The 25,845-nt window shown below is 65.2% G+C and carries 23 protein-coding genes and 2 tRNA genes; 16 read left to right on the top strand and 9 right to left on the bottom strand.

The window, feature by feature from the left end:
• Nucleotides 1-130 precede the first annotated feature (130 nt).
• Entirely contained in the window at nt 131-376 is a 246-nt protein-coding gene (locus CRO22_RS08125; protein ID WP_097069647.1) for a hypothetical protein, read from the top strand.
• Nucleotides 377-394: 18 nt separating this feature from the next.
• Here the strand turns inward: CRO22_RS08125 and hisH are convergent, their stop codons facing one another.
• The 4 genes from hisH to CRO22_RS08105 all read right to left on the bottom strand — a co-directional run bounded on the left by hisH (nt 395) and on the right by CRO22_RS08105 (nt 1,909).
• A complete protein-coding gene (gene hisH / locus CRO22_RS08120; RefSeq protein WP_097069646.1) occupies nt 395-1,036 on the bottom strand; it encodes an imidazole glycerol phosphate synthase subunit HisH in 642 nt (213 codons plus the stop codon).
• On the bottom strand, nt 1,036-1,623 hold the full coding sequence (hisB, locus tag CRO22_RS08115) for an imidazoleglycerol-phosphate dehydratase HisB (RefSeq protein ID WP_097069645.1): 588 nt from the start codon (nt 1,621-1,623) through the stop codon (nt 1,036-1,038). The genes hisH and hisB overlap by 1 nt, the downstream gene beginning before the upstream one ends.
• A gap of 100 nt (nt 1,624-1,723) precedes the next feature.
• Nucleotides 1,724-1,798: transfer RNA gene (locus tag CRO22_RS08110), tRNA-Gly, on the bottom strand.
• 36 nt (nt 1,799-1,834) lie between these two features.
• Nucleotides 1,835-1,909 (bottom strand) — tRNA-Gly (locus tag CRO22_RS08105).
• Between the two features lie 166 nt (nt 1,910-2,075).
• Here CRO22_RS08105 and CRO22_RS08100 point away from each other — a divergent pair.
• Nucleotides 2,076-2,273 (top strand): CsbD family protein, encoded by a 198-nt coding sequence (locus CRO22_RS08100; protein WP_097069644.1) that lies wholly within the window; start codon nt 2,076-2,078, stop codon nt 2,271-2,273.
• Between the two features lie 216 nt (nt 2,274-2,489).
• Here the strand turns inward: CRO22_RS08100 and CRO22_RS08095 are convergent, their stop codons facing one another.
• Both CRO22_RS08095 and CRO22_RS08090 read right to left on the bottom strand, forming a co-directional pair.
• Nucleotides 2,490-5,924, bottom strand: a complete 3,435-nt coding sequence (locus tag CRO22_RS08095; RefSeq protein ID WP_097069643.1) for a pyruvate carboxylase — start codon at nt 5,922-5,924, stop codon at nt 2,490-2,492.
• Between the two features lie 133 nt (nt 5,925-6,057).
• Nucleotides 6,058-7,857 (bottom strand): trypsin-like peptidase domain-containing protein, encoded by a 1,800-nt coding sequence (locus tag CRO22_RS08090; RefSeq protein WP_097069642.1) that lies wholly within the window; start codon nt 7,855-7,857, stop codon nt 6,058-6,060.
• 175 nt (nt 7,858-8,032) lie between these two features.
• Between CRO22_RS08090 and CRO22_RS08085 the strand changes: the two genes are divergently transcribed.
• From CRO22_RS08085 to glmM, 8 genes are all read left to right on the top strand, one after another.
• Nucleotides 8,033-8,965 carry a glycine--tRNA ligase subunit alpha gene (locus CRO22_RS08085; RefSeq protein ID WP_097069641.1) on the top strand — a complete coding sequence of 311 codons (933 nt, stop codon included), beginning with the start codon at nt 8,033-8,035 and terminating at the stop codon, nt 8,963-8,965.
• Nucleotides 8,962-9,387 (top strand): DUF6446 family protein, encoded by a 426-nt coding sequence (locus tag CRO22_RS08080; RefSeq protein ID WP_097069640.1) that lies wholly within the window; start codon nt 8,962-8,964, stop codon nt 9,385-9,387. Before CRO22_RS08085 ends, CRO22_RS08080 begins: the two co-directional genes overlap by 4 nt.
• Entirely contained in the window at nt 9,387-11,618 is a 2,232-nt protein-coding gene (gene glyS, locus CRO22_RS08075; protein ID WP_097069639.1) for a glycine--tRNA ligase subunit beta, read from the top strand. Before CRO22_RS08080 ends, glyS begins: the two co-directional genes overlap by 1 nt.
• Nucleotides 11,619-11,705: 87 nt before the next feature.
• On the top strand, nt 11,706-14,243 hold the full coding sequence (locus CRO22_RS08070; protein ID WP_097069638.1) for a putative PEP-binding protein: 2,538 nt from the start codon (nt 11,706-11,708) through the stop codon (nt 14,241-14,243).
• Between the two features lie 243 nt (nt 14,244-14,486).
• Complete coding sequence (locus tag CRO22_RS08065; RefSeq protein ID WP_097069637.1) at nt 14,487-15,212, top strand: cell wall hydrolase; 726 nt, start codon at nt 14,487-14,489, stop codon at nt 15,210-15,212.
• Between the two features lie 83 nt (nt 15,213-15,295).
• Nucleotides 15,296-16,210, top strand: a complete 915-nt coding sequence (locus CRO22_RS08060; RefSeq protein ID WP_097069636.1) for a dihydroneopterin aldolase — start codon at nt 15,296-15,298, stop codon at nt 16,208-16,210.
• 51 nt (nt 16,211-16,261) lie between these two features.
• Nucleotides 16,262-17,275, top strand: a complete 1,014-nt coding sequence (folP, locus tag CRO22_RS08055) for a dihydropteroate synthase (protein WP_097069769.1) — start codon at nt 16,262-16,264, stop codon at nt 17,273-17,275.
• Complete coding sequence (gene glmM, locus CRO22_RS08050; RefSeq protein ID WP_097069635.1) at nt 17,272-18,618, top strand: phosphoglucosamine mutase; 1,347 nt, start codon at nt 17,272-17,274, stop codon at nt 18,616-18,618. Before folP ends, glmM begins: the two co-directional genes overlap by 4 nt.
• A 1-nt stretch (nt 18,619) precedes the next feature.
• On the opposite strand, the gene CRO22_RS08045 is transcribed toward glmM, so the two are convergent.
• The 3 genes from CRO22_RS08045 to ilvC all read right to left on the bottom strand — a co-directional run bounded on the left by CRO22_RS08045 (nt 18,620) and on the right by ilvC (nt 21,651).
• Complete coding sequence (locus tag CRO22_RS08045) at nt 18,620-18,988, bottom strand: hypothetical protein (RefSeq protein ID WP_097069634.1); 369 nt, start codon at nt 18,986-18,988, stop codon at nt 18,620-18,622.
• 60 nt (nt 18,989-19,048) lie between these two features.
• A complete protein-coding gene (locus CRO22_RS08040; RefSeq protein WP_176518589.1) occupies nt 19,049-20,335 on the bottom strand; it encodes a DUF2254 domain-containing protein in 1,287 nt (428 codons plus the stop codon).
• Nucleotides 20,336-20,502: 167 nt separating this feature from the next.
• Entirely contained in the window at nt 20,503-21,651 is a 1,149-nt protein-coding gene (ilvC, locus tag CRO22_RS08035) for a ketol-acid reductoisomerase (protein WP_281254747.1), read from the bottom strand.
• Between ilvC and CRO22_RS08030 the strand changes: the two genes are divergently transcribed.
• The 6 genes from CRO22_RS08030 (at nt 21,650) to ureC (ending at nt 25,845) form a co-directional block, all read left to right on the top strand.
• Nucleotides 21,650-22,108 carry an Lrp/AsnC family transcriptional regulator gene (locus tag CRO22_RS08030; RefSeq protein WP_097069631.1) on the top strand — a complete coding sequence of 153 codons (459 nt, stop codon included), beginning with the start codon at nt 21,650-21,652 and terminating at the stop codon, nt 22,106-22,108. The genes ilvC and CRO22_RS08030 overlap by 2 nt on opposite strands.
• Nucleotides 22,105-22,563: an Lrp/AsnC family transcriptional regulator gene (locus tag CRO22_RS08025; protein ID WP_097069630.1), complete on the top strand. Its 459-nt coding sequence runs from the start codon at nt 22,105-22,107 to the stop codon at nt 22,561-22,563. The genes CRO22_RS08030 and CRO22_RS08025 overlap by 4 nt, the downstream gene beginning before the upstream one ends.
• 136 nt (nt 22,564-22,699) lie before the next feature.
• The gene (locus CRO22_RS08020) at nt 22,700-23,512 is read left to right on the top strand and encodes an urease accessory protein UreD (protein WP_097069629.1); all 813 of its coding nucleotides are present in this window, start codon (nt 22,700-22,702) and stop codon (nt 23,510-23,512) included.
• Between the two features lie 9 nt (nt 23,513-23,521).
• A complete protein-coding gene (locus tag CRO22_RS08015) occupies nt 23,522-23,824 on the top strand; it encodes an urease subunit gamma (RefSeq protein ID WP_097069628.1) in 303 nt (100 codons plus the stop codon).
• Between the two features lie 9 nt (nt 23,825-23,833).
• Entirely contained in the window at nt 23,834-24,139 is a 306-nt protein-coding gene (locus tag CRO22_RS08010) for an urease subunit beta (protein ID WP_097069627.1), read from the top strand.
• On the top strand, nt 24,139-25,845 hold the full coding sequence (gene ureC / locus CRO22_RS08005) for an urease subunit alpha (RefSeq protein ID WP_097069626.1): 1,707 nt from the start codon (nt 24,139-24,141) through the stop codon (nt 25,843-25,845). The genes CRO22_RS08010 and ureC overlap by 1 nt, the downstream gene beginning before the upstream one ends.

The following is a 25,845-nucleotide window of genomic DNA, read 5'->3' as shown; positions in this document are numbered from 1 at the left end:
CTTGGGCAGATGACCGCGCTCTGGCCGGTTTCTTGCGCCCCCGTCCCCGGTGTATTTCCCGTTTCCGTCCGACTGTGTTAACTTTTCCTCAGGGAGAGAATCTGAACGATCCAGTTTTGGAAGGTGACAGATGAAAAAGACCCGATATCCGGCGGCTGCGGTGGTGACACGGCTTGCGCGGATGAAACATATCGACCCGGACACCCCGACCCATGCCGAGATGCTCGCGCCGCTCACGCAACATGTTGCGGAGGGGGTGGGGCTGGACGATACCGACCGGCTGGTGGTGGTGCTCAAGCATCACGCGCATATCTCCGCCCGCTCGATGGTGACGCTGTTGCGCCGCCATCAGCGTGATCACGGTCTGCGCGCCTGAGCGCCGCCGGGCGAGGGCTCAGGGCTTCCAGGCCAGGAAATTGGCGATGAGCCTGAGCCCGGTGCGCTGCGATTTCTCCGGGTGGAACTGGGTGCCGACAATATTGTCGCGCCCGACGATTGCCGTGGTCGCGCCCGCGTAATCCACGTGTGCGAGGCGCTCTGCCGGATTTTCCACCACGAAGTGGTAGGAATGCACGAAATAGGCGTGATCGCCGGTGCCGATGCCTTCAAGCACGGCATGCGGGGTGTCGATGACAAGATCGTTCCAGCCCATATGCGGCACCTTGAGCGCCGGATCGGCGGGGGTGATCCGCACCACCTCGCCGCCAATCCAGCCAAAGCCGGGCGTCGGCTCGAATTCGAGCCCGCGAGTGGCAAGCATCTGCATGCCGATGCAGATGCCCAGAAATGGCGCGCCGCGGCGGGTTACCGCCTCGTCGACCGCCTCGAAAAGCCCGGTGTGGCGAATGAGCGCCGCGCGGCAGGAGGGAAAGGCGCCGTCGCCCGGCAGCACGATCCGGTCGGCGCGCGCCACCACATCGGGCTCGGCGCTGACGACGACTGTGCCGGTGCCCGCCTCGCGCGCCATCCGCTCAAACGCTTTTTGCGCCGAATGGAGGTTGCCGCTGTCGTAATCGACCAGAACCGTGAGGCTCATCACAGCGCTCCCTTGGTCGAGGGCAGCATGTCCCCCATACGCGGATCGGGTTCGACCGCCATGCGCAGCGCGCGGGCGACGGATTTGAACGCCGCCTCTGCGATGTGGTGGCTGTTGATCCCGTGCACGCGGTCGACATGGAGCGTGAGGCCGCCATGGGTCGAAAGCGCCTGAAAGAACTCGCGCACCAATTCGGTGTCAAAGGTGCCGATCTTCTGGGTCGGGAAATCGACGTTCCAGACGAGGAAGGGCCGGGCCGAGAGGTCGAGCGCGGTCGCCACCTGCGCATCGTCCATCGCCAAGACGAAATGGCCGTAGCGGCGAATGCCGCGCTTGTCGCCGAGCGCCTGAGTGAGCGCCTGGCCGAGCGCGATGCCCACATCCTCGACGGTGTGATGATCGTCGATATGCAGATCGCCCTTGGCGGTGATGGTGAGGTCGATCAGCGCATGGCGCGAGAGCTGGTCGAGCATATGGTCGAAGAAGCCCACGCCCGTGGCATTCGCGTAAGTCCCGGTGCCGTCGAGCGTGACGGTGACCGAGATATCGGTCTCGGCGGTCTTGCGGGTGATCGTGGCCTTGCGCATCGGAGGCTCCTTTCGCGTTCAAGGCCTTATAGGGCCTGCAACCGTGCTTGTTAAGCGGGAACGGAAAAGACAAAACCCTCCCCGAAGGGAGGGTTTTTGTTGGAGCGGGCGATGAGATTCGAACTCACGACCCTAACCTTGGCAAGGTTATGCTCTACCCCTGAGCTACGCCCGCATCCTGGCTTTGACCCTTGCGGGTCCGGGTTCCGAATGGAGCGGGCGATGAGATTCGAACTCACGACCCTAACCTTGGCAAGGTTATGCTCTACCCCTGAGCTACGCCCGCGCTGCCGTTCGGTGCAGGCGATTTAGGCAATCGCGCGCGGACCCGCAAGAGGAAAATGCGCGCGGGCGCGAAAAACTCGGCCGGGAACCAGGACGGGGCGGAGCGCGTTGGTCTGGCAGGTGCGGAAGGGAGCCCGCACGCAACGCCTAACCGAAGGGAGACGACCATGAACACCGATATGATCGAAGGCAAATGGAAAGAACTCAAGGGCAGTGTGCGCGCCAAATGGGGTGAGCTGACCGATGACGAGATCGAACAGGTCGCGGGCGAGCGCGAGAAGCTCGAAGGCCTCGTGCAGCAGAAATACGGCAAGACGAAAGAAGCGGCAAAACGCGAGGTCGACGATTTCTTCGATTCGATCTGACGGGCCGCCCCCCTCGCGACCGGAGGATGCCGAAACGGAACCGGGGGCCTTGCGGCCCCCGGTCTCGTTCCGGCCGAAGAGGGGGGCTCTGCCCCCCTTTGCGCTGCGCGCAAATTCCCCCCGGACCCATGCTCAATGTTGCGGCGCATGACGCCGGGCAATGGCTTTGTCCGGATCTGCCGGGGGCGTCTTTGCTCGCCGACGGGGAGCGTGCCGCTATTCCAGCTCGATCAGCAGGTCTTTCGCGTCGATCTGTGCACCGGGGCCCACATGCAGCGCCTTCACCGTGGCGGCGCGATCCGCATGAAGCCCGGTTTCCATTTTCATCGCCTCGATCGTCAGCATCAGATCGCCCGGATGCACCTTCTGGCCGACCTTGATCGCCACCGAGGCGATCGCGCCGGGCATCGGCGCGCCGATATGGGCCGGGTTGCCGGGGTCCGCCTTGGGCTTGGCCCTGGTCGCCGCTTTCACCGCACGGTTCGGCACGCGCACCGCGCGCGGCTGGCCGTTGAGCTCGAAGAACACCTTCACATCGCCCAACTCGTCGGTCTCCGAGGCCGCCTGATAGCGGATCTCGAGCGTCTTGCCGGGGTCGATCTCGGCGGAGATCTCGTTGCCCGCCTGCATGCCGTAGAAGAAGACGGGCGTGGGCAGCGTGCGCACCGGCCCATATTGTCTGTGCCGCCCCATATAGTCGAGAAACACCTTGGGATACATCAGATAGCCCGCGAGATCTTCGTCATCGACCGTGAAGCCGTTGAGTTCGGCCGAAAGCTTCGCGCGCGTCTCCTCCAGATCGACGGGTGGCAGATGCAGGCCCGGCCGCTCGGTCGAAGGGGCCGCGCCCTTGAGCACTTTCGTTACGATCGCCTCGGGCCAGCCGCCGGGTGGTTGGCCGAGATTGCCCTTGAGCATATCGACGACCGAGTCCGGGAAGGCCATGTCTTTTGCCGGGTCGAGCACATCGGTCATGGTCAGGTTCTGCGCCACCATCATCAGCGCCATGTCTCCCACCACTTTGGAAGAGGGCGTGACCTTGACGATATCGCCAAAGATCTTGTTGGCATCGGCATAGGCCTGCGCCACCTCGTGCCAGCGTTCTTCGAGCCCGAGCGAGCGCGCCTGCGCCTTGAGGTTGGTGAACTGCCCGCCGGGCATCTCGTGCAGATAGACCTCGGAAGCGGGGCTCTCGAGCCCGCTTTCGAAGGCGGCATATTGATGGCGCACCGCCTCCCAATAGTTCGACATCAAGCGGATGGCGGCAATATCAAGCCCGGTGTCGCGCTCGGTGTGGTGCATCGCTTCCACGATCGAGCCAAGGCAGGGTTGCGACGTGCCGCCCGAGAAAGCGTCCATCGCCGCATCGACGGCATCGACCCCGGCATCGGCGGCGGCGAGCACAGTGGCGCCGGCGATCCCCGAGGTGTCATGGGTGTGGAAGTGGATCGGCAGGCCGACCTCTTCTTTCAGCGCCGTGACAAGCGCGCGCGCGGCGGCGGGCTTGAGAAGCCCCGCCATGTCCTTCAGTCCGAGCACATGGGCGCCCGCGGCCTCCAACTCCTTCGCCATGCCGACGTAATATTTCAGGTCATATTTCGCGCGGTCGGGGTTCAGAATGTCGCCGGTGTAGCAGATCGTGCCTTCGCAGACCTTGTTCGCCGCGATCACCGCATCCATCGCCACGCGCATGTTCTCGACCCAGTTCAGGCTGTCGAACACGCGGAACACGTCGACCCCCGATTTTGCCGCCTGATGCACGAAGAACTGGACCACATTGTCGGGGTAGTTCGTGTAGCCGACCCCGTTCGAGGCGCGCAAAAGCATTTGCGTGAGGATGTTGGGCATCTGCGTGCGGATGTCGCGCAGCCGCTGCCAGGGGCATTCCTGCAAGAAACGGTACGCCACGTCGAAGGTCGCGCCGCCCCAGCATTCGACCGAGAAAAGGCCCGAGAGGTTCGCAGCATAGACGGGTGCGGCCTTGATCATGTCGATCGAGCGCATGCGGGTGGCCAGAAGCGACTGGTGGCCGTCGCGCATCGTCGTATCGGTGATCAGGAGCTTTTTCTGCGCGCGCATCCAGTCGGCGACGGCCTTCGGCCCCTGCGCCTCGAGCAGATCGCGCGTGCCGGGCACGACCTGGCCCTTGATCTCGGGAAGACGGGGTGGCTTTGCCTCGGCGGCGGGCTTGGGGCGCCCCGCCGTTTCCGGGTGCCCGTTCACCGAGATGTCGGCGATATAGGTGAGGATCTTCGTAGCCCGGTCGCGCCGCTTGCGGAACTGGAAGAGTTCGGGCGTGGTGTCGATGAACTTCGTCGTGTAGCTCATGTCGAGGAAGGTCGGGTGCTTGAGCAGGTTGATCACGAAATCGATGTTCGTGCTCACGCCGCGGATGCGGAACTCCCGAAGCGCCCGGTCCATGCGGCGGATCGCCTGATCGGGGGTCTGCGCCCAGGCAGTGACCTTGACGAGCAGGCTGTCATAATAGCGCGTGATCACGCCGCCCGCATAGGCCGTACCGCCATCGAGCCGGATCCCCATGCCGGTCGCGGAGCGATAGGCGGTCAGCCGCCCGTAATCGGGGATGAAGTTGTTTTGCGGGTCTTCGGTGGTGACACGGCATTGCAGCGCGTGACCCGAGAGGGTGATGTCTTGCTGTTTCGTGACGCCGGTGGCCTCGGCCAGCGTGGCGCCTTCGGCGATGCGGATCTGGCTTTGCACGATGTCGATGCCGGTCACTTCCTCGGTGACGGTATGTTCCACCTGCACGCGCGGGTTCACTTCGATGAAGTAGAAGTTCTGGCTCTCCATATCCATCAGGAACTCGACCGTGCCCGCGTTCTGATAGCCGACGGCATTGCCGATTTTCAGCGCCAGCGCACAGACCTCGGCGCGTTGTTCCTCGGTCAGATAGGGGGCGGGCGCGCGCTCGACCACCTTCTGGTTGCGGCGCTGCACGGTGCAGTCGCGCTCAAAGAGGTGATAAAGGTGGCCATGCGTGTCACCGAGCAGTTGCACCTCGACATGGCGCGCGCGGGTGATCATCTTTTCCAGATAGCCCTCGCCATTGCCGAAAGCGGCCTCGGCCTCGCGGCGCCCCTCGCGGACCTTGTCGACCAGCTCGTCCGGGCTGTTGATCGGGCGCATGCCGCGCCCGCCGCCGCCCCAGCTTGCCTTCAGCATCAGCGGATAGCCGATCTCGGCGGCCTCGCGCTTGATCGCGTCGAAATCGTCGCCCAGCACCTCGGTGGCCGGAATGACCGGCACGCCCGCCGCCATCGCCACCTTGCGCGCCGAGGCCTTGTCGCCAAGGGCGCGCATCGTTTCCGCCTTCGGGCCGATGAAAGTGATGCCCGCATCCGCGCAAGCCTCGACGAAATCAGGGTTTTCGGACAGGAGCCCATAGCCGGGGTGGATCGCGTCCGCGCCCGATTCCTGCGCCACGCGGATGATCTCGGGGATACTCAAATAAGCGCCGACAGGCGAGAGACCCGCGCCGATGCGGTAGGCCTCATCGGCCTTGAAGCGGTGCAGCCCGAGCTTGTCTTCCTCGGCATAGACGGCGACCGTCTTCTTGCCCAGCTCGTTCGCCGCCCGCATCACACGGATTGCGATCTCGCCACGGTTGGCGACCAGGATTTTCTTGAACATGTGAGGTCTCCCCGAAAACGCACCCTGAAAAGGGGGTTGCGGCAAAACCTAGCGGCGCTGCATCGCGGCGCAAGGGCTATCTGCGAAATCGGGCAAATTTACTGTCCAATTTGCCCGAGTTTGCAAAGTCTGTTCACTTCCAGCATTCGACCTGAACGGTGAAGCCCTGCGCGCGGGCCGCGATGTCTTCGGCGGCCAACGCATTGGCATTTTCGGCGGCATGGGGGGCAAAGCCCGCCTCGGCCAGCACCGGCACCAGTGCCGCTGTCTGCACCGCCACTGTCATCTCGGCGGGCAGAAGGCGGCTCGCATCGCCGTCATGCGGCAGCACGAGCCCCGCCACCGCGCCGGTCGGGTCCAGCACCGGCCCGCCCGCATCGCCCGGAAGCGTGGTGACGGCGAGGCGCGCGAGGCTTTCTTCGCCCGCAAGGCCGCTGAGGTCAGAGAGCGTGCCGAAGTTCAGCACCGGCGCCGAGAGCGCCTCTGGGTAGGAATAGCCCGCCACCGTGATCGTGGTGCCGGGGCGCGGGCTCTCGGTCTCGAAAGCGGCGACGGCGGGCGGGGCGAGCTTCGCCTCGGGGGTGAGCACGGCGATGCCGAGCCCCGCGTCCTTGAAGGCGACGCGCGCGGGCAATCCCTCGATCGTCACCCGGCCACACTGGCCGAGCCCGGCGGCGGCGGTGAGCACGGCGCCCGCTTGGTTGATGAAAAAGCCCGAGCGGGCGAATTCGGGGTGACGGGTATCAAGCCCGCCGATCAGATCGGCCCGGCCCACCGCCATCGGTTGGCCCAGCGTCGGGTCAAGCGCGCTTTCGCCCACGGGGCGGAAGCTCGCGCGCATCGCCGCGACCACGCGCACCATCCGCGCTTCCTCGGTGGCCGGATACACGATGGTGAAGCCCTTGATCAGCCCCTTCGAGAGTCCGACCTCGGTCACCGAATGGCGGCGCGCATCCTCGCCAATGATCTTGAAGCCTGAGTTGGAGCGCTCGCGCGGGCCGTTTTGCGGCACGATTTCAAGCGTTTGCATCGCGTCGTAAAGGCCGAAGAGCGCATTCTGGTCGCCCGGTTCGGAGATCAGCAGCACCTGCACGCCGGAGGCACCCTTGGCGCGGTAATGCACGAAGGGCGGGTCATAATGGTCGAATTCGACGAGACCGAGCGGCAGGTCGATAGCGATGCCGGCGCGAACCTCGTCGACCGGCGTGATGCCGAGGCTGGCGCGGTCCTGTGCGACCGTTTCGAGCAGATGCGCTTGTTGGGCGGAAGACAGGACGCCGGTGGGTTCCACGCCCTGCGTATCCTGCCAGGCCGAAATCGAGCCGCGCGTGCCCGCGCCAAAAGCCCCGTCGATGCCGCCCGCATAAAGGCCAAGCCATTGCAAGGCCGATTGAATCTCCATCCGTCCTTCAAGGGAGAGCGCCGCCTCGAATTGGCGGGACTCCGCCAGCGTCTCGACCGGCTCAGCCGGGGCAGAAAGGGCTTCGGGCGCGGGGCTCTGCGGGAGAGGCGCCGGCGTGGCGGTTTCTGCGGTGGTTTCGGCAGGCGTTTCCGGGCTTGGCGTCATCGGCACCTGCGGCGCGGCCAGATTGGCCCCAACCGGCCAGAACTGGTTGCGGAAGGTTTTCGGGTCTGCCACATAGCTGTCCCCCGGGATCTGGCCTTGCGCCCGCATCGTTGCAAGCGCGGATTGCGCCGCCTCCGGGCTCGGATAGGGGCCGAGCGCGATCCCGTACCAGCCGCCCGCAAGCGCAAAACCCGCAATGTCGGGGAAGCCTGTAGAGAGCTCGCGCAGCCGGCTTTCGGCCTGATCGAGGGTCGGCAGGGCCTGGATCTGCACCCAGGCCGCCTCAGCCCCGGCCTGACCCGCGCAGATCACCACCGCCAGCCCCAGCGCGCCTGCGCGAAGCTTTGCCCCAATTCCTGCCTGCATCTCTTCCTCGAAATCGTTCCGTGACAGCTTTGCGGCAAACTAGCATCTCGCGCGCGGGCGTCACCCCCAAAAGCGGCCAAAACGCGCTTTCGCGCCGCAGGGCCGGGCGCGGCCCGTTGACCGCCCCGCGGCCCTTGCCTAGAGAGGGGCGTCACGAACAGATCGGTGAGAGACCATGGCAGACGCGCCCCGCTCGTTTCAGGAAATCATCCTGCGGCTTATGACCTACTGGGCCTCGAAAGGCTGCGCGGTGCTGCAACCTTACGACATGGAGGTGGGCGCGGGCACGTTCCACCCGGCCACCACGCTGCGCTCGCTCGGCTCGCGCCCCTGGGCGGCAGCCTATGTCCAGCCCTCGCGCCGCCCGACCGATGGCCGCTACGGCGAAAACCCGAACCGGCTGCAGCACTATTATCAATATCAGGTGCTGATCAAACCGAGCCCGCCTGACCTTCAGGCGCTCTACCTCGGCTCGCTCGAGGCGATCGGCATCGACCTTGGCCTGCACGACATCCGCTTTGTCGAAGACGACTGGGAAAGCCCGACGCTCGGCGCCTGGGGCCTCGGCTGGGAGGTCTGGTGCGACGGCATGGAGGTGAGCCAGTTCACCTATTTCCAGCAGGTGGGCGGGCATGACTGCCGCCCGGTGTCGGGGGAGCTGACCTACGGGCTCGAACGGCTCGCCATGTATGTGCTCGGCATCGATCATGTGATGGAGATGCCTTTCAACGACCCGGCGAGCCCGATCCCGCTCAAATACGGCGGCATCTTCCGCCAGACGGAAGAGGAATATTCGCGCCACAATTTCGATGCGGCGAATACCGAGGCGCTGCTGCGCCATTTCGAGGATGCGGAAGCCGAATGCGAGAAGCTGCTCGCTTTCCCGGCGGAGGATGCCAATTCCGGCAAGCGCATCATCATGGCGCATCCGGCCTATGACCAGTGCATCAAGGCGTCCCACCTCTTCAACCTGCTCGATGCGCGCGGGGTGATCTCGGTGACCGAGCGGCAGGCCTATATTGGCCGCGTGCGCGCGCTCGCCAAGAAATGCGCCGATGCCTTTGTGCAGACCGAGGCGGGCGGCTGGGTGGCGGAGGCCGAGGCGTGAGACACGCCGCATTCCCTCTCGGCCTCGTCTTTGCCGGGGCGGCGGCGGCTGCGGTGCCGCAAACGGTGGAGCTGACCTCGCTCATCACCGGGCGGCCCGAGCCGATCCTTTCGGAGAACTGGCAGGCGGTGGGGGAGCAAAGCGCGCCCATCGACTTTCGCGCCTGTTTCCGCACCCCCCTGAGCCTCGGCCTTCTGACCGAGACCTTCACGATTTACGACGCCGCCCATCCGCTTTCGGCCCCGCCCGGCTTTGCCTGCTACGATGCGGGCCGGATCGGGGCTGATCTCGCCACCGGCGCGGCGGTCGCCTTTTTGAGCGCGCGCGACATCGCCCCCGGCGTTGACCGCGTTGTCGCCGTCTATCCCGATGGCCGGGCCTATGTCTGGCAACAACCAAGCGACCTTGCGGGGACCCAGTAATGCCCGAGCTTCTGATCGAACTTTTCTCCGAAGAAATCCCCGCCCGCATGCAGGGCGCGGCGCGCGAGGCGCTGAAAAAACTCGTCACCGACGGGCTTGTCGAAGCCGGGCTCACCTATGGCCATGCGGAGGCGTTTTCCACGCCGCGGCGGCTGACGCTGGTGCTGACCGACCTCACCGCCGAAAGCCCGACGCTTCAGGAAGAACGCAAGGGCCCCTCCGTCTCCGCCCCCGAAAAGGCGATCGAAGGGTTTTTGCGCGCGACCGGGCTCCGCCTCGATCAGCTTGAAAAACGCGCCGATAAAAAGGGCGAGGTCTGGTTTGCTCTGATCGAGAAACCGGGCCGCAAGGCGCCCGAGATCATCGCCGAAGTGCTTGACCGGACGATCCGCAATTTCCCTTGGCCAAAGTCGATGCGCTGGGGCAATGGCACGCTGAAATGGGTGCGCCCGCTGCATTCGATCCTCTGCATCCTCTCTTCCGAGGCGGGCACGGAGGTCGTGCCGCTTGAGGTGGAGGGTATTGCCGCGGGGGACACGACCGCCGGCCACCGCTTCATGGCGCCCGCGCGCTTTTCGGTCACGAATTTCGAGGATTACGCAGCGAAATTGAAGGCCGCCAAGGTCGTGCTCGACCCCGCCGAGCGCGCAGAGATCATCTGGCATGATGCAAGCCAGCTCGCCTTTGCGCAGGGCCTTGAGCTTGTCGAGGACAAGGGGCTGCTTGCCGAGGTGGCGGGGCTGGTCGAATGCCCGGTCGCGCTGATGGGCGCGATTGCGGAAGACTTTTTGCACCTGCCGCCCGAGGTGCTGCAAACCTCGATGAAGGAACACCAGAAGTTCTTCTCGGTCAAAAACCCGAAAACGGGCCGGATCGAGGGCTTTGTGACGGTTGCCAACCGCGAGACCGCCGACCACGGCGCAACGATCCTGAAAGGCAATCAGAAAGTGCTGTCGGCACGGCTTTCAGATGCGCGCTTCTTTTGGGAGCATGATCTGCGCGTGGTGAAGACCGAGGGGCTCGAAGGCATGGGCGCGGGGCTCGCCAATGTCACTTTCCACAACAAGCTCGGGAGCCAGGCCGCGCGGATCGCCCGGATCGAGGCGCTCGCGCGCGAGATCGCGCCCCATGTCGGCGCCCAGCCCGACCTTGCGGCGGAGGCTGCGCGGGTGGTGAAGTCTGACCTGCGCTCCGCGATGGTGGGCGAATTCCCGGAGCTTCAGGGCCTGATGGGCAGCTACTATGCCCGCGCCGCGGGGCTGCCCGAACCGGTCGCCGCCGCCTGCAAGGATCATTACTCGCCGCTTGGCCCCTCGGATGCCGTGCCCTCCGAGCCGGTCTCGGTCGCCGTGGCGCTGGCCGACAAGATCGACACGCTGACGGGTTTCTGGGCGATTGACGAAAAGCCCACCGGCTCGAAAGACCCCTTCGCGCTGCGCCGCGCCGCGCTGGGGGTGATCCGGCTGGTGCTTGAGAATGGAATGAGAGTCGGAATGAGGATGCAATTCTTCATTCCTATGCTTGGTCATCTGATCTCGATCAAAACTCAAGGTAAGGGATTGCTGGCTCGCAGTGCGATTGAAACGATTAAGAGCCTTGGCTTCCCACGTGAAGCGAGCCTCGCTCAAAAGTCAATCGAGGCTGCGGCGGTCCACATGAGTGACGAGTTGACTAATATCGCCATTAACGAAGGAATGACGAAGTGCGATGACCTCCTCTCCTTCTTCCATGACCGCCTCAAGGTGTTCCTGAAAGACGAGGGCATCCGTCATGATGTGATCGACGCCGTCTTGGCCATGCCGGGCAATGACGATCTCACCCTTGTCGTCAAACGCGCCGAGGCGCTTTCGGCCTTCCTCAAGACCGAAGACGGCACCAACCTGTTGCAGGGTTTCAAGCGGGCGAACAACATCCTGACGCAGGCCGAGGCGAAGGACGGGGTGGAATACAGCTACGGCGCCGATCCCAAATTTGCCGAAAGCGACGCGGAACGCGCGCTCTTTGCCGCGCTCGATGCCGCCGAGGCGGCGCTGGCCCCGGCGATGCAGGCCGAAGCCTTCGCAGAAGCGATGGCCGAGATGGCAAAACTCCGCTCCCCGATCGACGCGTTTTTCACCGCGGTGCAGATCAACGCCGAAAACCAGATCGTGCGGCGCAACCGGCTCAATCTTTTGTCGCGCATCCGTCAGATCTGCCTGTCCGTCGCCGATCTGACCAAGCTCGAAGGCTGAGCCCCAAAGCGGCTGTTACGTTCCGTTCACACTTGCGCGGCGCGGCAGGAAGCCTATCCTGCCCGCCGAGGACAGGGACCAGCCGGAATGCAGAAGATTGCCGATGTGAGCGAGTTCGTTGAACTCACGCCCGCAGCCGAAGTGAAGGCCGCGCGCCATGGCTGGCGCGCGAAATGCCTGCAACGGTTGATCCGGCTCGATCTGCCGGTGCCGGCGACCGTGGCGCTGCCGGTCGAGACGGTGCGGGCGATTGCGGCGGGCGTGATGCCGGACACGGCGCGCATCGCCGCACATTTCGGCCCGGATTTCCTCGTTTCCGTGCGCTCCTCCCCCGAAAACCCCGAATGGGGCGGGCCGGGCACCGTGCTGAATGTCGGCATGAACGATGCGATGCATCAAAAGCTTGTCGCAAGCCACGGGCAGGAGGCGGCGGATGCGCTCTACCTGCGCTTCGTGCAGAGCTACGCCATTCATGTCGCGCGCCTTGACCCGGACATGTTCCACGGCGGCCCGGGGCCGGGGGCGCTTGCCGCGGCGCTCGCCGCGTTTGAAAGCGAGACCGATGAGCCCTTCCCGCAAGCGCCCGCGCGCCAGCTTGCCGAGGTGCTGCGCTCGATGGCGCGCGCCTGGGAGGGCACAACGGCGCGGCTTTTGCGGCAGGCGAAGGGCGCGCCGCCCGATGCGGTGCTGGGGCTTTTGGTGCAGCGCATGGCGCTGGGCATCGGCCCGGGGATTTCCGGCTCGGGGACGATGCAGTTTGTCGACAGCGTCACCGGCGCCCCGCGCATCACCGGGCGGTTCCGCGGCCAGAGCCAGGGGCGGCGCAATGCGCAGGACACGTTCTATCTCACCCGCGACCCGCGTGGCCCCTCGCTTGAGGAACTTGCGCCCGATGTCTTTGCCGAGCTGCGTGGCTATGGCGCGGTCTGCCGCGCGAAGCTGCGCGAGGAGATGCAGGTGGAGTTCACCGTCGAGGGGGGGCGCGTTGCGGTGATTGATGCGCTGCGCGTGGTGCGCTCTTCCCGTGCCGCGGTGAAAATCGCCGTGGCGCTAGCCGAGGATGGGGTGATCCCGCGCGAGGAGGCGCTTTTGCGCGTTGAGCCGCGCGCGCTCTCCGAGCTTTTGCACTATCAGGTCGACCCGCGCGCGCCGCGCGAGCCTTTTGCCCGTGGCATCGCCGCCTCGCCGGGCGCCGCGGTCGGGCGGATCGTCTTTACCGCCACCGCCGCGCAGGCCTCGGCGGCGCGCGGCGAGCCCTGCATTCTCGTGCGCCGCGAGACCGGGCCGGAGGATATTCGCGGCATGCATGCCGCCGTCGCTGTGCTCACCGAGCGTGGCGGCATGACCTCCCACGCCGCGGTGATCGCGCGCGGGCTCGGGCTTCCCTGCATCGTCGGCTGCTCGGAGATCCAGATCTCGGGGCGCGAAAAGGTGCTGCGCGGCCCGGGCGGGCAGAGCTTTTCCGAGGGTGAGCTGATCACCGTTGACGGCACCAATGGCGAGGTGCTCTCGGGGGCGGCCGAAATGCTCGAACCCGCGCTGGATGACGGCTTCCGCACGCTTTTGCGCTGGGCGGAAACGGTGTGCGACATTGGCATCCGCGCGAATGCCGACACGCCCGACGATGCCCGCACCGCGCGGATGTTCGATGCCGATGGCATTGGGCTGTGTCGCACCGAGCACATGTTCTTTGACGAGGACCGGCTCACGGTGATGCGCGAGATGATCTTTGCCGATACGCCGACGGACCGGCGCATCGCGCTCGAACGCCTGCTGCCGATGCAGCGCGCCGACTTCATCACGCTGTTTGACATCATGGCGGGCCAGCCGGTCTGCATTCGCCTGTTCGACCCGCCGCTGCATGAATTCCTTCCCCATGACCGTGAGGGGATGCGCGAGCTCGCCGAGGCGCTTGGCCGCTCGCTCTCGGAAGTGTCGCGCCGGGTCGAGGCGCTTTCCGAATTCAACCCGATGCTGGGGATGCGCGGCGTACGGCTCGGCCTCACCGTGCCCGAAATCTACGACATGCAGGCGCGTGCGATCTTCGAGGCGACGGTGGAGGCCTCGCGCCGCGGCGCGCCCGTGGTGCCCGAGGTGATGATCCCGCTTGTTTCCGCCGCGCGCGAGGTGGAGATTGTCAAAACCCGCATCGACGCGGTGGCGGCGGCCGTGCGCACCGAGATGAAGACCGATTTTGCCTATCGCCTTGGCGTGATGGTGGAAACGCCGCGCGCGGCGCTGCGCGCGGGCGAGATTGCCGAACATGCGCATTTCCTCAGCTTCGGGACGAACGACCTGACGCAGATGACCTATGGGCTTTCGCGCGACGATGCGGGGCGGTTCATGTCGGCCTATGTCAATCAGCATGTCTATGCCGAAGACCCGTTCCACATTCTCGATGTCGAGGGGGTGGGGGAGCTTTTGCTGATGGGGGCCTCGCGGGGCAAGGCCGCGCGCAAGGATGTGACGATCTCGGTCTGCGGCGAACATGGCGGCAACCCCGAGTCGATCGCCTTCTGTCGCGCTGCCGGGTTTGACTATGTGTCCTGTTCGCCTTTTCGCGTGCCGGTCGCGCGCCTGGCTGCCGCACATTTCGCCTTGCTCGCGCCGCGCAACCGATTCTGAACGGCGCAAAGGGGTAAAATCAGGGTTAATGAAACAAAGGCTCTGGTAATTCTTTCTCGATACGATTAGTCGCAGACTATAGGGACAGCGAGGGAGTCGCCCCGAGATTTGCGCGGATTTTCGCCGCTTTTTAGCGGTGAGAGTTTCTGCGCGGTTTTGCTTTGTGGACATCTTTGCCCATCTTCGATAAGCCCCCTGCGTCGCGGCTTGTGCCGGGGCGATTGCACTTATCGAAAGAAAACCATGTCAGTGCTGAAAAGCTGGACAGGGGGAGCGCTGATCCTCCTCGCCCTCGCCGGAGGCTCGCGTGCCGATACGACGGTAAGCCAGTCGAACGATCCGACCCAGGTGCCCGAACAAGGGCTCATGGCGCTTCTGGTTCAGGAGCGCACCGGGCTCGAACAGGTTCCCGCAGAGCGGGTAGAAGCCCTGACGGAGGCGCCCAAGGCGCGCCGTGGCTTCTGGCCCTGGTCGCGCAAACGCGATGAAAAACCCGCCGAAATAACCGCCACATGGCTCGCGGCCCAGCCTCAGCCCTCGGGCGACGCGCAATTTCAATGCCTCGCCCAGACGCTTTATCACGAAGCCCGCGGCGAGGGCATTCCGGGCCAGGTCGCCGTGGCCGAAGTGGTGCTCAACCGGGTCGACGATCCGCGCTTTCCGCGCACGGTCTGTGGTGTGGTGAAACAGGGCTCGAGCCAGGGATGCCAGTTCAGCTGGACCTGCGACGGCCGCTCGGACCGGATTGGCGACCGCGTCGCCTGGGACCGCGCCGCGCGTATCGCCCGCGCCATGCTCGATGGCGCGCCGCGCGCGCTGACGGACGGCGCCACCTTTTTCCATACCCGCGCCGTGAAGCCCGCTTGGGCGAAGCGGTTCGAGCAGACGGTACGGATCGGCGGGCATACCTTCTACCGCCGCCCGGAGCAAACTGCCGATGGCTTGCTCGCGCAGACTGCGCTCAACTGACGTCGCAAGCGCGGCCGCAAATGACGTTTCGGGGTGGGCTCCGGCCCGCCCTTTTTCTATATCAGGGGCAAAAAGGCGGCCCGATGACATCCGACACTTCCCTTGCCTTCGCCCATCCTGAAGAGCGTGCGCTGGCCTCCGCGCCCGCTGATCCGCGCGACCGGATCAGCCTGCGTGACCATGTGGTAGAGGCCGATATCGGCGCTTTCCAGCAGGAACGCGGCCACAGCCAGCGGCTGAATTTCAACGTTGTCGTCGAGGTGCGGCCGGAGGCCGGGCCGCTTGAGGATGATGTCGACCGCATCCTCTCCTATGACCGCATCACCGAGGCGATTGCCGCCGAATTGGCCGCCGAGCGGCTCAACCTGCTGGAAACGCTGGCCGAACGGGTGGCGGAGCGGATCCTTTTCGAGCCGCGCGCGATGCGAGTGTTCATCCGCATCGAAAAACTCGACCGCGGCCCCGGCGCGCTTGGCGTTGAGATCGTGCGGGCGCGCGCCTCGGCCCCCACCCACACGCTCGACGAGGAGTCGAGCGCGTTGCATCCGATCGTGGCATATCTCTCGAATGCGGTGATCACCGCGCCCGATCTTGCCGCCCGGCTCGACCGGTTGGCCGCTTCCGGTGCGCCAGTGATTCTGGCTGTGGGCATGCCCGATGTGGCGCCGCCCGAAACCGGGCACCGCCCGACCCAGCGCCGCATCGACCTGCTGGCGATCGAGCAGAACGCCTGGGTGCTGGCCGCGCGCGATCCGCGTTGCGTGGTGGTGGCCACCCGCACCGAGATCGACTGGGCGATGCGCAACGGGCAGATGGTGGTCTGGGCGCCCTCGAAGCTCGTGCTCGACGCGGTCGACGGGCCGAAGGGCGCGGTGCGCGAGGCGGGCAACCTGATCCTCTGGCTCGCCGAGCAGATGGCGGCCACAAGGCTTGAGCTTCACGGCGATGTTTCAGCTCCGGCGGGAAGTCGCGTGCCGCTCGCCAGCGTCGCGGGTTAACCTCTCCTTGACCTTGCCAAGCTCGCCCCGGCGCGCCAAGACAGGCGCATGATGCTTTATTATCGCCCCATCGCCCAGACCGATGTCGCTCGCCCAGCGGGGGCGTTTTCGCTCGCCGGAGGCTGGTGCTGGTTCGACACGGTCGAAGTGCTCTCCCGTGCCGGATCGCAGGGGCGGATGCCCGCGGCCGATCTGCCCGCCGAAGTCCTCGCCCGCCTCACCGCGCCGCGTTCCGCGCTGGCGGGTGTCAGTTTTGACCGCCCCTCGATCATGGGCATCCTCAACGTCACGCCCGACAGTTTTTCCGATGGCGGGAAGTTCGATGCGCCGGAAGCGGCGCGCGCCCGGGCGCAAACACTTCTCGCCGCGGGCGCGGACATGCTCGATATCGGGGGCGAATCCACCCGCCCGGGTGCCGCAGAAGTTCCTGTTGAAGAAGAGATTTCCCGCACCGCCCCGGTGATCGCCGCGCTTGTGGCGCAAGCCTTCCCCGCGCCGATCTCGATTGATACGCGCAAGGCGCCGGTTGCGGCGGCGGCGGTATTGGCGGGGGCGGGGCTCGTCAACGATGTTTCGGCGATGCTCTTTGACCCGGCGATGGCCGCCACGGTGGCCCGCACCGATGCCGCGCTCTGCCTGATGCATGCGCAGGGCCGGCCCGAAACGATGCAGGCCGCGCCTGCTTACGACGATGTATTGCTCGATGTTTACGACCACCTTGCCGAAAGGCTTGCGGCGGCCGAGGCGACCGGCATTGCCCGCGCCCGGGTTTTGCTCGACCCCGGCATCGGCTTTGGCAAGACGCTCGATCATAATCTCGCGCTTCTGCGCGGCCTGAGCCTGTTTCATGGGCTTGGCTGTCCGCTCCTGCTGGGCGTCTCGCGCAAGCGCTTCATTGGCACGATTGGCGGCGCCCCCGAAGCTGAGGCCCGCGCGCCCGGTACGCTCGCCGTCACGCTTGCCGCAATCGCCCAAGGGGTGCAGATGCACCGCGTGCACGACGTCGCGGAGATCGCCCAAGGCATCCGTCTATACGGTTCAATAACAAGAGGTTACACAGCATGACCCGGAAGCTTTTCGGCACCGACGGGGTGCGCGGCGAGGCCAATACCGCGCCGATGACGGCGGAACTCGCGCTGCGCCTTGGCGCGGCTGCGGGGCGCTATTTCCGCCGGGATGGCCGCAACGGGCATCGCGTGGTGATTGGCAAGGACACGCGGCTTTCGGGCTACATGCTCGAAAACGCGCTCACCGCCGGGCTCACCTCCACGGGGATGAACGTGCTGCTTCTGGGCCCCGTGCCCACCCCCGCCGTGGGCTATCTCACCCGCTCGATGCGCGCCGATCTGGGCATCATGATCTCGGCCAGCCACAACCCGGCAAAAGATAACGGCATCAAGTTCTTCGGGCCCGATGGCTTCAAGCTTTCCGATGAGGCCGAGGCGGAAATCGAGGCGATTGTCGCGGGCGAGATCCGGCTTGCACAGCCGCACAACATCGGCCGGGCGCGGCGCATCGACGACGGGCTCGGCCGCTATGTCGAATATGCCAAAACCACCTTCCCGGCGCGTGACCGGCTCTCGGGCCTCAAGGTCGTGGTCGATTGCGCGCATGGCGCCGCCTACAAGGCCGCGCCGCAGGTGCTCTGGGAGCTTGGCTGCGAAGTCGTCTCGCTGGGGGTGGCACCCGACGGGTTGAACATCAACGAAAATTGCGGCTCGACCCATACGCAGACGGCGGCCGAGGCGGTGGTGGCGCATGGTGCGGATCTCGGCATTGCGCTTGATGGCGATGCTGACCGGGTGATGATCCTCGACGAGCGGGGCCGGGTGGCGGATGGCGACCAGATCATGGCGCTTTTCGCCGCGCGCTGGGCCGAGGCCGGGCGGCTGCGCGGGGGGGCGCTGGTGGCCACGGTGATGTCGAACCTCGGGTTGGAGCGGTTTTTGCAGGGGCACGGGCTCGGGCTTGAACGCACCGCGGTAGGCGACCGCTACGTTGTGGAGCGGATGCGCGCGGGCGGCTTCAACCTTGGGGGCGAGCAATCGGGCCATATCGTGATGACCGATTTTGCCACCACTGGCGACGGGCTGATGGCGGGGTTGCAGTTCCTCGCCGCGATGGCGGAAACTGGCCGGCCCGCCTCGGAACTGGTCGCGCAATTCGAGACCGTGCCGCAGATGTTGCAAAATGTGCGTTATCAGGCTGGCCAAGCCCCGCTTGAGGCCGAGAACGTGCAAAATGTGATTGCTGCGGCGGAGGCGCGGATCGCCGGAAAAGGCCGGATCCTGATCCGCAAATCGGGGACAGAACCGCTCATCCGGGTGATGGCGGAATGCGAGGACGAGGGCTTGTTGCAAGAAACCGTGGCCGGGATCGTTGCTGCGGTGGCGCGCGAAACCGCGTGACTCAGAGCGTCGCGGCGGTCAGGAGCGCCCCCGCCGCGATCATCACCGTGAGCACATAGCCGGTGACGGCCCAGCCGCCGCGGCCCCCGCGCGTGATCAGCGCGCGCAAGATCAACAGCGCCCAGAGCGAATAGAGCCCCGCGATCAGCTTCAGGAACGGCACCATGAGCGCTGTGGCCTGCGCATAGAGCAGCCCCGAAATCAGCACCACGCCGGGCACGACAAACATCAAAACGCCGAACAGCCCGAGCCAGAACGTATCGCCAAAGCTGAGCCTTGCGCCAAGGAGATCGCCAAACCAGCGCGGCATGAAGATCTGCGCGCGCTCCCGCTCCAGCGCGGCAAGTTGCTCCTCGTTCAGTTCGCTCATCGCTTCCTCCCGTGTTCGTGCGCGACCCTGCCGCAAAACCGCCGCCCCCGCAAGCGTGGCTCAGGTGCTCTGGTGCCGGGCATCCGCAGGCAAAGTGCGGGCATGGAGCGTGGCGTTCAAGGCTCGCAAAACCTCCGCGTCGGGCGCATAGACGAGGGCCGCCTCGGCGAGGGCAAGCGCGCGGTCCGAGAGCGCCCGCGCCTCCGGGCCAAAGAGCGCGGGGTCGATGTCATGAAGCGCGATCAGCATCTTCTGCAGCCTTATCTGCACCTCGATCAGCCCCGCAGCGTCGCGGGCGATGGCGGCAAAGGCATCTGTCATCATGTCGGCAAGGCTGAGTTCGGCCACCGAGAGGCTTGAGTAGAGCACCACCGGCTCGGGCCGCGTGCGCCAGCGCGAGAGCACCCGGACTTGCCGGCCCAGAATGTCGATGGCGGTGCCGGGGTCGTTCACCGCGGGCGAGAGCGCGCGCGACGCCACCTCGGTGAGCGCCAGAACGCCAAAGCGCGGATCTTGCTCATACGTCCGGGCCTCGGCGACGATAAACCGTGAGGCGATGAATTTTGCGGTGTTTTCGTCGAGCGATGTGTCACTCAGGCAATGCGCGACCGGCGCCGCCTGATGCAGGAAATGGCCGGGCAGGACGGTGATGGCGATGCGTGTGCCCGCAAGCTTGGCAGCCCCTTCTATCCCTTTCATGTCAATTGTTTGCAGATAACCCGTTGTGGGCGCCCGGATCACCTGACCGGGATGCCGCGCCTCTGTCGGGGTGAGGCGCTGCCCGCCCAGAAAGGGCGTTGCAAGCCGGTCCGCCAAGGCGGTATCCGCCGCCGCCTCAAGCCGGGTGAGCGTGTCGCCCAGCCGCCCGAAATCCGCCAGATGCCCGATCCAGCGCACCAGCTGCACCACCACAGCGGCCACCACGGCGAGCGTCACCACAAACAGCACAAGCCGCCCTGAGGCATCGTAGATGCCGCTTTGCAGCCCGATCAGCCCGGCGAGCGCAAAGATGAACACCCCCATGAACGTGGCGAGCACCGAGCGGGAGACATCATCCTCCTGCATCAGCTTGATCGCGCGCGGCGTGGCCGAGCCTGCCGCCGAGGCAAAGGCCGAAAGCATGATCGACAGCGAGAAAGTGGTGACGGTGAGCATCGAGGAGGCGAGGATCTCGAGCAGCGTGCCCACGGACTCGGCGCCGATCTTCAACCCCAGCTCCGCCGGAACGAAGGGTTTTGCCAAAACCGCGCCGCCCGCCGTGGCAAGCCCGAGCGCCGCAAAGGCCGCGATCGGCACCCAGATCTGGCGTCCGATCTGGCGCAGGTTCCATTTCCAGACAGAGCTCATGCCTTCCCCGTTCATGGCCGCAGGTGCAGCCTTCAAGATGGCGCGTTCGCGCCGCGAGAAAAGGGGGGCATCGCTGGCCCCGGGCGGGTCCGGCCCGCCGGGGCCTCATCGGAGGGGTGAACGGGGGCGAGCCGAAACCCGCCCCCGCTCCTGTCAGGAGGACATAATCAGTTGCGGGTCTTGTCGACCATCTTGCCCTTGGCGATCCAGGGCATCATGGCGCGCAGCTTCGCGCCGACCTGTTCGATCTGGTGGGCGTCGTTGTTGCGGCGGGTGGCCTTGAAGAAGGGCTGGCCGACCGCGTTTTCCTGCATGAAATCACGCACGAACTTGCCGTTCTGGATGTCGGTCAGCACGGCTTTCATGCGGGCCTTGGTTTCGTCGTAAGGCAGAACGCGCGGACCCGAGACATATTCGCCATATTCGGCGGTGTTCGAGATCGAGTAGTTCATCGTCGCGATGCCGCCTTCATAGATCAGGTCGACGATCAGCTTCACTTCGTGGAGGCATTCGAAATAGGCCATTTCCGGCTCGTAGCCGGCTTCGACCAGGGTTTCGAAGCCCATGCGAATGAGTTCCACGAGGCCGCCGCAGAGCACCGCTTGTTCCCCGAAGAGGTCGGTTTCGCACTCTTGACGGAAGGTGGTTTCGATGATGCCCGAACGACCGCCGCCGATCGCCGAGCAATAGGACAGCGCGATATCCATCGCCTTGCCGGTCGCATCGGTGTCGACCGCGACGAGGCAGGGCACGCCGCCACCCTTGGTGTATTCGCCGCGCACGGTGTGGCCCGGGCCTTTCGGTGCCATCATGATCACGTCAACGCCCGGCTTCGGCTCGATCAGGCCGAAATGCACGTTGAGCCCGTGGGCAAAGGCGATCGCCGCGCCTTCGCGCAGATTGTCGTGCACATATTTCTTGTAGGTGGCGGCCTGAAGCTCGTCGGGCATGGTGAACATGATCAGGTCACACCAGGCGGCGGCTTCGGCGATCCCCATCACGGTGAGGCCTTCGGCTTCGCATTTCTTCGCCGAGGCAGAGCCTTCGCGCAGCGCGACGACGACGTTCTTGGCACCCGAGTCGCGCAGGTTCAGCGCATGGGCATGGCCCTGGCTGCCGTAGCCCAGAATAGCGACCTTCTTGTCCTTGATCAGGTTCACATCGCAATCGCGATCATAATAGACGCGCATGGCGTTCCTCCACTGTTGATGCCCGCATCCTACGCTTTTTGCCAAAAGGATGCGTTCAGGATTTGAAGAGTTTTGCAATATTGGATAATCATCATGCGTTGAAATAGCGAATGATGGAAAAATCATGCAGGTGGACGATGTGGACCGGCGGATCTTGCGGCAGATGCTGGCAGCGCCGGATGCCGCGCGTGCCGAGCTTGCCGAGCGCGCCGGGGTGACGGCGGCAAGCCTCTGGCGGCGCATCGAGCGGCTGCGCGAGGGCGGCGTGATCCGCGGCGAGGAGGCGGTGATCGACTGGCGCGCTTTGGGCTGGGCGGTCGAGGTGAGCCTGCGCTTCACGCTCGAAAAGGCGCATCCCCGCGCCTTTGACGAATTTCTCGAAGCGGCGCGGGCAGTGCCGGAGGTGATCGAGATCCAGACCTTTCTGGGGCTGACCGATGTGCGGCTCAACGTGATCGCGCGTGACATGGCGCATTATCAGGAGATCTACCGCGCGCGCATCCTGACGCTGCCGCATATTGCCGAGATGGATGCGCTGATGCTGATCTCGACACTCAAAGACAGCGAAGCGCTGCCGCTATGATCGCGCTGGATGATACCGACCGGGCGATCCTGCATGCGCTTGCCGCCGATGCGACTCTGGGGGCGGGGGCGCTTGGCCGCCGCTTCGGCCTGTCGCAGCCGGCGGCCTGGCGGCGGGTGAAGCGTCTGGAAGAGGCGGGAGTGCTCGCGGGGCGCCGCCTTGTGCTCGATGCGCAGGCGCTGGGGTTCGGCGTGACCGTGTTCCTTGGCATCAAGCTCGCGATCAAGGGGCGGATTTCGTTCGAGGATTTCGAGCGCGCGGTGCAGGCGATCCCGGAGGTGCAGGTAGTTCAGCACGTGCTGGGCCGGTTCGATTACCGCCTCAAGGTGGTGGCGCGTGACATCGCCGATTTCGAGCGCGTGCTGCGGCGGCGGATCATGACCCTGCCGGGTGTCGGGCAGATCGAGGCGAATGTGATGTTGAGTGAGGAGCGACGGCCCGGGCCGCTCGGCTGATTCAATTCGGCTTACTTTGCGCGCATGTCGGTGTAATTTTGTGCGAGATGAGGGGGCTAGCGAGCCTGTGCGCCCCTTCTCAACGCAGCCGCATGGACCCTTGGCGCAAATCTGCTCAGATCGGGGCGAGGTTCCAATGTTCGATACCGCGCGCCCCCTTCGTCCTCAGCGCAGCCATGGTCTTGCGGCCGTGCGCTTCGAGGCTGCGCGACTGAAAGGCCTGCGCCAGCAAGGTTCAGCCAAGGCGCTTCTTCCCCACGTGCGCGATGTGCCTGAGGTGGTGTTTCTCAACACCTCGGGCGGGCTTACATCGGGCGATACGCTCTCCTATCGTCTCGATCTCGACGGCGGCACCCGGGCCGTGGCAACCACGCAAGCGGCAGAGCGCGCCTATCGCGCCGAGGGCGAGGCGGCCAAAGTGGCCGTGACGCATGCGCTTGGCGCGGGCGCATGGCTCGATTGGCTGCCGCAGGAAACGATCTTGTTTGACCGCTCGAACCTTGCCCGCGAGACCACGATCCGCCTCGCGCCGGACGCGGGCTGTCTGATGCTCGAAGCGGTGATCCTGGGCCGTCTGGCGATGGGGGAGGCGGTGAACAACCTGCACTTTTCCGACATTCGGCGGATTGAGCGTGCCGGAAAGGTTGTGTTTTTCGAGCCGCTCCTGCTGAACTCCGACATCATCGCAAAGGGCCCGCGCTCTGCGCTGCTGGGCCGCGCCCGTGCCTTTGCGACGCTTGTTTTATGCGCATCGGGCGCCGAAGATGCGGTTGGCGCCGTGCGCGCGGCGCTCACCGAACCCGGCGTCGAGGCGGCGGCTTCGGGCTTTGATGGCAAATGCGTGGTGCGGCTTCTGGCCGAAGATGGCTGGCCGCTGCGCAAACAGATTTTGAAACTGATGCACGCGCTGCGCCGGGGCGCCCCGCCGCCGCGCGTCTGGCAAACCTGAGGAAAAGCGATGAACCTGACACCGCGCGAAAAGGAAAAGCTGCTCGTCAGCCTCGCCGCCATGGTGGCGCGCAACCGGCTGGCGCGGGGGGTGAAACTGAACCACCCCGAAGCGATTGCGATCATTTCGGATTTCGTGGTTGAGGGCGCCCGTGAGGGCCGCTCCGTCGCCGATCTGATGGAGGCGGGCGCCTCGGTCATCACCCGCGAGCAGTGCATGGAGGGCATCCCCGAGATGATCCATTCGATTCAGGTCGAGGCGACCTTCCCCGACGGTACCAAGCTCGTCACCGTCCACCATCCGATCCGCTGAGGTAAACTGATGATTCCCGGAGAAATCTTTCCCGCAGAAGGCGATCTCACCCTCAACGAAGGTGCCGAAGCGATCACGCTGATGGTCGCCAATACCGGAGACCGCCCGGTGCAGGTGGGCTCGCATTACCACTTTGCCGAAACGAACCCCGGCCTGAGCTTCGACCGCGCCGCGGCCCGCGGCTACCGTCTTGATATTGCCGCGGGAACGGCGGTGCGCTTTGAACCCGGCCAGTCGCGCGAGGTGCGCCTTGTGCAGCTCGGCGGCAACCGCCGCGTGTTCGGCTTCAACGCCAAAGTGATGGGAGACCTCTGATGCCCGCCCTGATTTCGCGCGCGACCTATGCCGACATGTTCGGCCCCACCACCGGCGACAAGCTCCGTCTTGCCGATACCGACCTCATCATCGAAGTTGAAAAAGACCTCACAACTTACGGGGAAGAGGTGAAATTTGGCGGCGGCAAGGTGATCCGCGACGGCATGGGGCAAAGCCAGATCCCGCGGTCGGGCGGGGCGATGGACACCGTCATCACCAATGCGCTGATCCTCGATTACACCGGCATCTACAAGGCCGATGTGGGCTTGCGCGACGGGCGGATTGCCGGGATTGGCAAGGCGGGCAACCCCGACACCCAGCCCGGTGTCACGCTGATCATCGGGCCGGGCACGGAAATCATTGCCGGGGAAGGGAAAATCCTCACCGCAGGCGGGATGGACGCGCATATCCACTTCATCTGCCCGCAGCAGATCGAAGATGCGCTCGCCTCGGGCGTGACCTGCATGCTTGGCGGCGGCACCGGCCCCGCGCATGGCACGCTCGCCACCACCTGCACGCCGGGGCCGTGGCACATCGCGCGGATGCTGCAAAGCTTCGAGGCCTTCCCGATGAACCTCGCCCTTGCGGGCAAGGGCAATGCAAGCCTGCCCGAAGGGCTGGTCGAACAGGTCAAGGCGGGCGCTTGTGCGTTGAAATTGCACGAGGATTGGGGCACCACCCCGGCTGCGATCGACTGCTGTCTGAGCGTGGCCGATGATATGGATGTGCAGGTGATGATCCACACCGACACGCTCAATGAATCGGGCTTTGTCGAGAACACGCTCGCCGCCTTCAAGGGCCGCACGATCCATGCCTTCCACACCGAGGGGGCCGGGGGCGGGCACGCGCCCGACATCCTGAAAGTTGTGTCTTCCCAGAACGTTATCCCGTCCTCGACGAACCCGACCCGGCCTTACACCAAGAATACGGTCGAGGAGCATCTCGACATGCTGATGGTGTGCCACCACCTCGACAACAAGGTGCCCGAGGATGTCGCCTTTGCCGAGAGCCGGATCCGCAAGGAGACGATCGCGGCGGAGGATATTTTGCACGACATGGGCGCGATGGCGATTATTTCGTCTGACAGTCAGGCCATGGGGCGCGTGGGGGAGGTGATCATCCGCTGCTGGCAAACCGCTGATAAAATGAAGAAACAGCGCGGGCGGCTCGCCGAGGAAACGGGCGCGAACGACAACATGCGCGTGCGCCGCTATGTGGCGAAATACACGATCAACCCGGCAATCGCGCATGGCATGGCCGAGCATATCGGTTCGGTCGAAGTGGGCAAACGCGCCGATCTGGTGCTCTGGCATCCGGCGTTTTTTGGCGCCAAACCCGAGATGGTGCTGATGGGGGGCGCGATTGTGGCCGCGCAGATGGGCGATCCGAACGGCTCGATCCCGGCGCAGCCGTTTTATACGCGCCCGATGTTCGGGGCCTTTGGCAAGGCGCGCTCCGCGACCTGCGCGACCTTCATCTCTCAGGCGGCCGAGGCGGAGAGGCTTGGCGCGCGCCTTGGGCTCGAAAAGCAACTTCTGGCCGTGAAGGGCACACGCACCATCGGCAAGGCGGATATGAAGCTCAACACAGCCACGCCGAAAATTGACGTGCATCCTGAGACTTATGAGGTGCGGGCGGATGGAGAACTGCTCATTTGCGAACCGGCAGAAAGCCTGCCGCTGGCGCAGCGCTACTTCCTCTACTGA

The sequence above is a fragment of the Rhodobacter maris genome, assembly GCF_900217815.1.
Classification (GTDB): domain Bacteria; phylum Pseudomonadota; class Alphaproteobacteria; order Rhodobacterales; family Rhodobacteraceae; genus Rhodobacter; species Rhodobacter maris.
This window is presented reverse-complemented; position numbering and strand designations above follow the sequence as displayed.

Bases quoted from the DNA above. Each gene is read 5' to 3' on its own strand.
- folP (WP_097069769.1), top strand. From the start codon at position 16,262: ATGCTTTATTATCGCCCCATCGCCCAGACCGATGTCGCTCGCCCAGCG.
- CRO22_RS08020 (WP_097069629.1), top strand. From the start codon at position 22,700: ATGTTCGATACCGCGCGCCCCCTTCGTCCTCAGCGCAGCCATGGTCTT.
- ilvC (WP_281254747.1), bottom strand. From the start codon at position 21,651: ATGATTTTTCCATCATTCGCTATTTCAACGCATGATGATTATCCAATA.
- CRO22_RS08070 (WP_097069638.1), top strand. From the start codon at position 11,706: ATGCAGAAGATTGCCGATGTGAGCGAGTTCGTTGAACTCACGCCCGCA.
- CRO22_RS08065 (WP_097069637.1), top strand. From the start codon at position 14,487: ATGTCAGTGCTGAAAAGCTGGACAGGGGGAGCGCTGATCCTCCTCGCC.
- CRO22_RS08015 (WP_097069628.1), top strand. From the start codon at position 23,522: ATGAACCTGACACCGCGCGAAAAGGAAAAGCTGCTCGTCAGCCTCGCC.
- CRO22_RS08025 (WP_097069630.1), top strand. From the start codon at position 22,105: ATGATCGCGCTGGATGATACCGACCGGGCGATCCTGCATGCGCTTGCC.
- CRO22_RS08030 (WP_097069631.1), top strand. From the start codon at position 21,650: ATGCAGGTGGACGATGTGGACCGGCGGATCTTGCGGCAGATGCTGGCA.
- CRO22_RS08100 (WP_097069644.1), top strand. From the start codon at position 2,076: ATGAACACCGATATGATCGAAGGCAAATGGAAAGAACTCAAGGGCAGT.
- hisH (WP_097069646.1), bottom strand. From the start codon at position 1,036: ATGAGCCTCACGGTTCTGGTCGATTACGACAGCGGCAACCTCCATTCG.
- CRO22_RS08125 (WP_097069647.1), top strand. From the start codon at position 131: ATGAAAAAGACCCGATATCCGGCGGCTGCGGTGGTGACACGGCTTGCG.
- CRO22_RS08045 (WP_097069634.1), bottom strand. From the start codon at position 18,988: ATGAGCGAACTGAACGAGGAGCAACTTGCCGCGCTGGAGCGGGAGCGC.
- hisB (WP_097069645.1), bottom strand. From the start codon at position 1,623: ATGCGCAAGGCCACGATCACCCGCAAGACCGCCGAGACCGATATCTCG.
- ureC (WP_097069626.1), top strand. From the start codon at position 24,139: ATGCCCGCCCTGATTTCGCGCGCGACCTATGCCGACATGTTCGGCCCC.
- glyS (WP_097069639.1), top strand. From the start codon at position 9,387: ATGCCCGAGCTTCTGATCGAACTTTTCTCCGAAGAAATCCCCGCCCGC.
- CRO22_RS08095 (WP_097069643.1), bottom strand. From the start codon at position 5,924: ATGTTCAAGAAAATCCTGGTCGCCAACCGTGGCGAGATCGCAATCCGT.
- CRO22_RS08040 (WP_176518589.1), bottom strand. From the start codon at position 20,335: ATGAGCTCTGTCTGGAAATGGAACCTGCGCCAGATCGGACGCCAGATC.
- CRO22_RS08090 (WP_097069642.1), bottom strand. From the start codon at position 7,857: ATGCAGGCAGGAATTGGGGCAAAGCTTCGCGCAGGCGCGCTGGGGCTG.
- glmM (WP_097069635.1), top strand. From the start codon at position 17,272: ATGACCCGGAAGCTTTTCGGCACCGACGGGGTGCGCGGCGAGGCCAAT.
- CRO22_RS08010 (WP_097069627.1), top strand. From the start codon at position 23,834: ATGATTCCCGGAGAAATCTTTCCCGCAGAAGGCGATCTCACCCTCAAC.
- CRO22_RS08085 (WP_097069641.1), top strand. From the start codon at position 8,033: ATGGCAGACGCGCCCCGCTCGTTTCAGGAAATCATCCTGCGGCTTATG.
- CRO22_RS08060 (WP_097069636.1), top strand. From the start codon at position 15,296: ATGACATCCGACACTTCCCTTGCCTTCGCCCATCCTGAAGAGCGTGCG.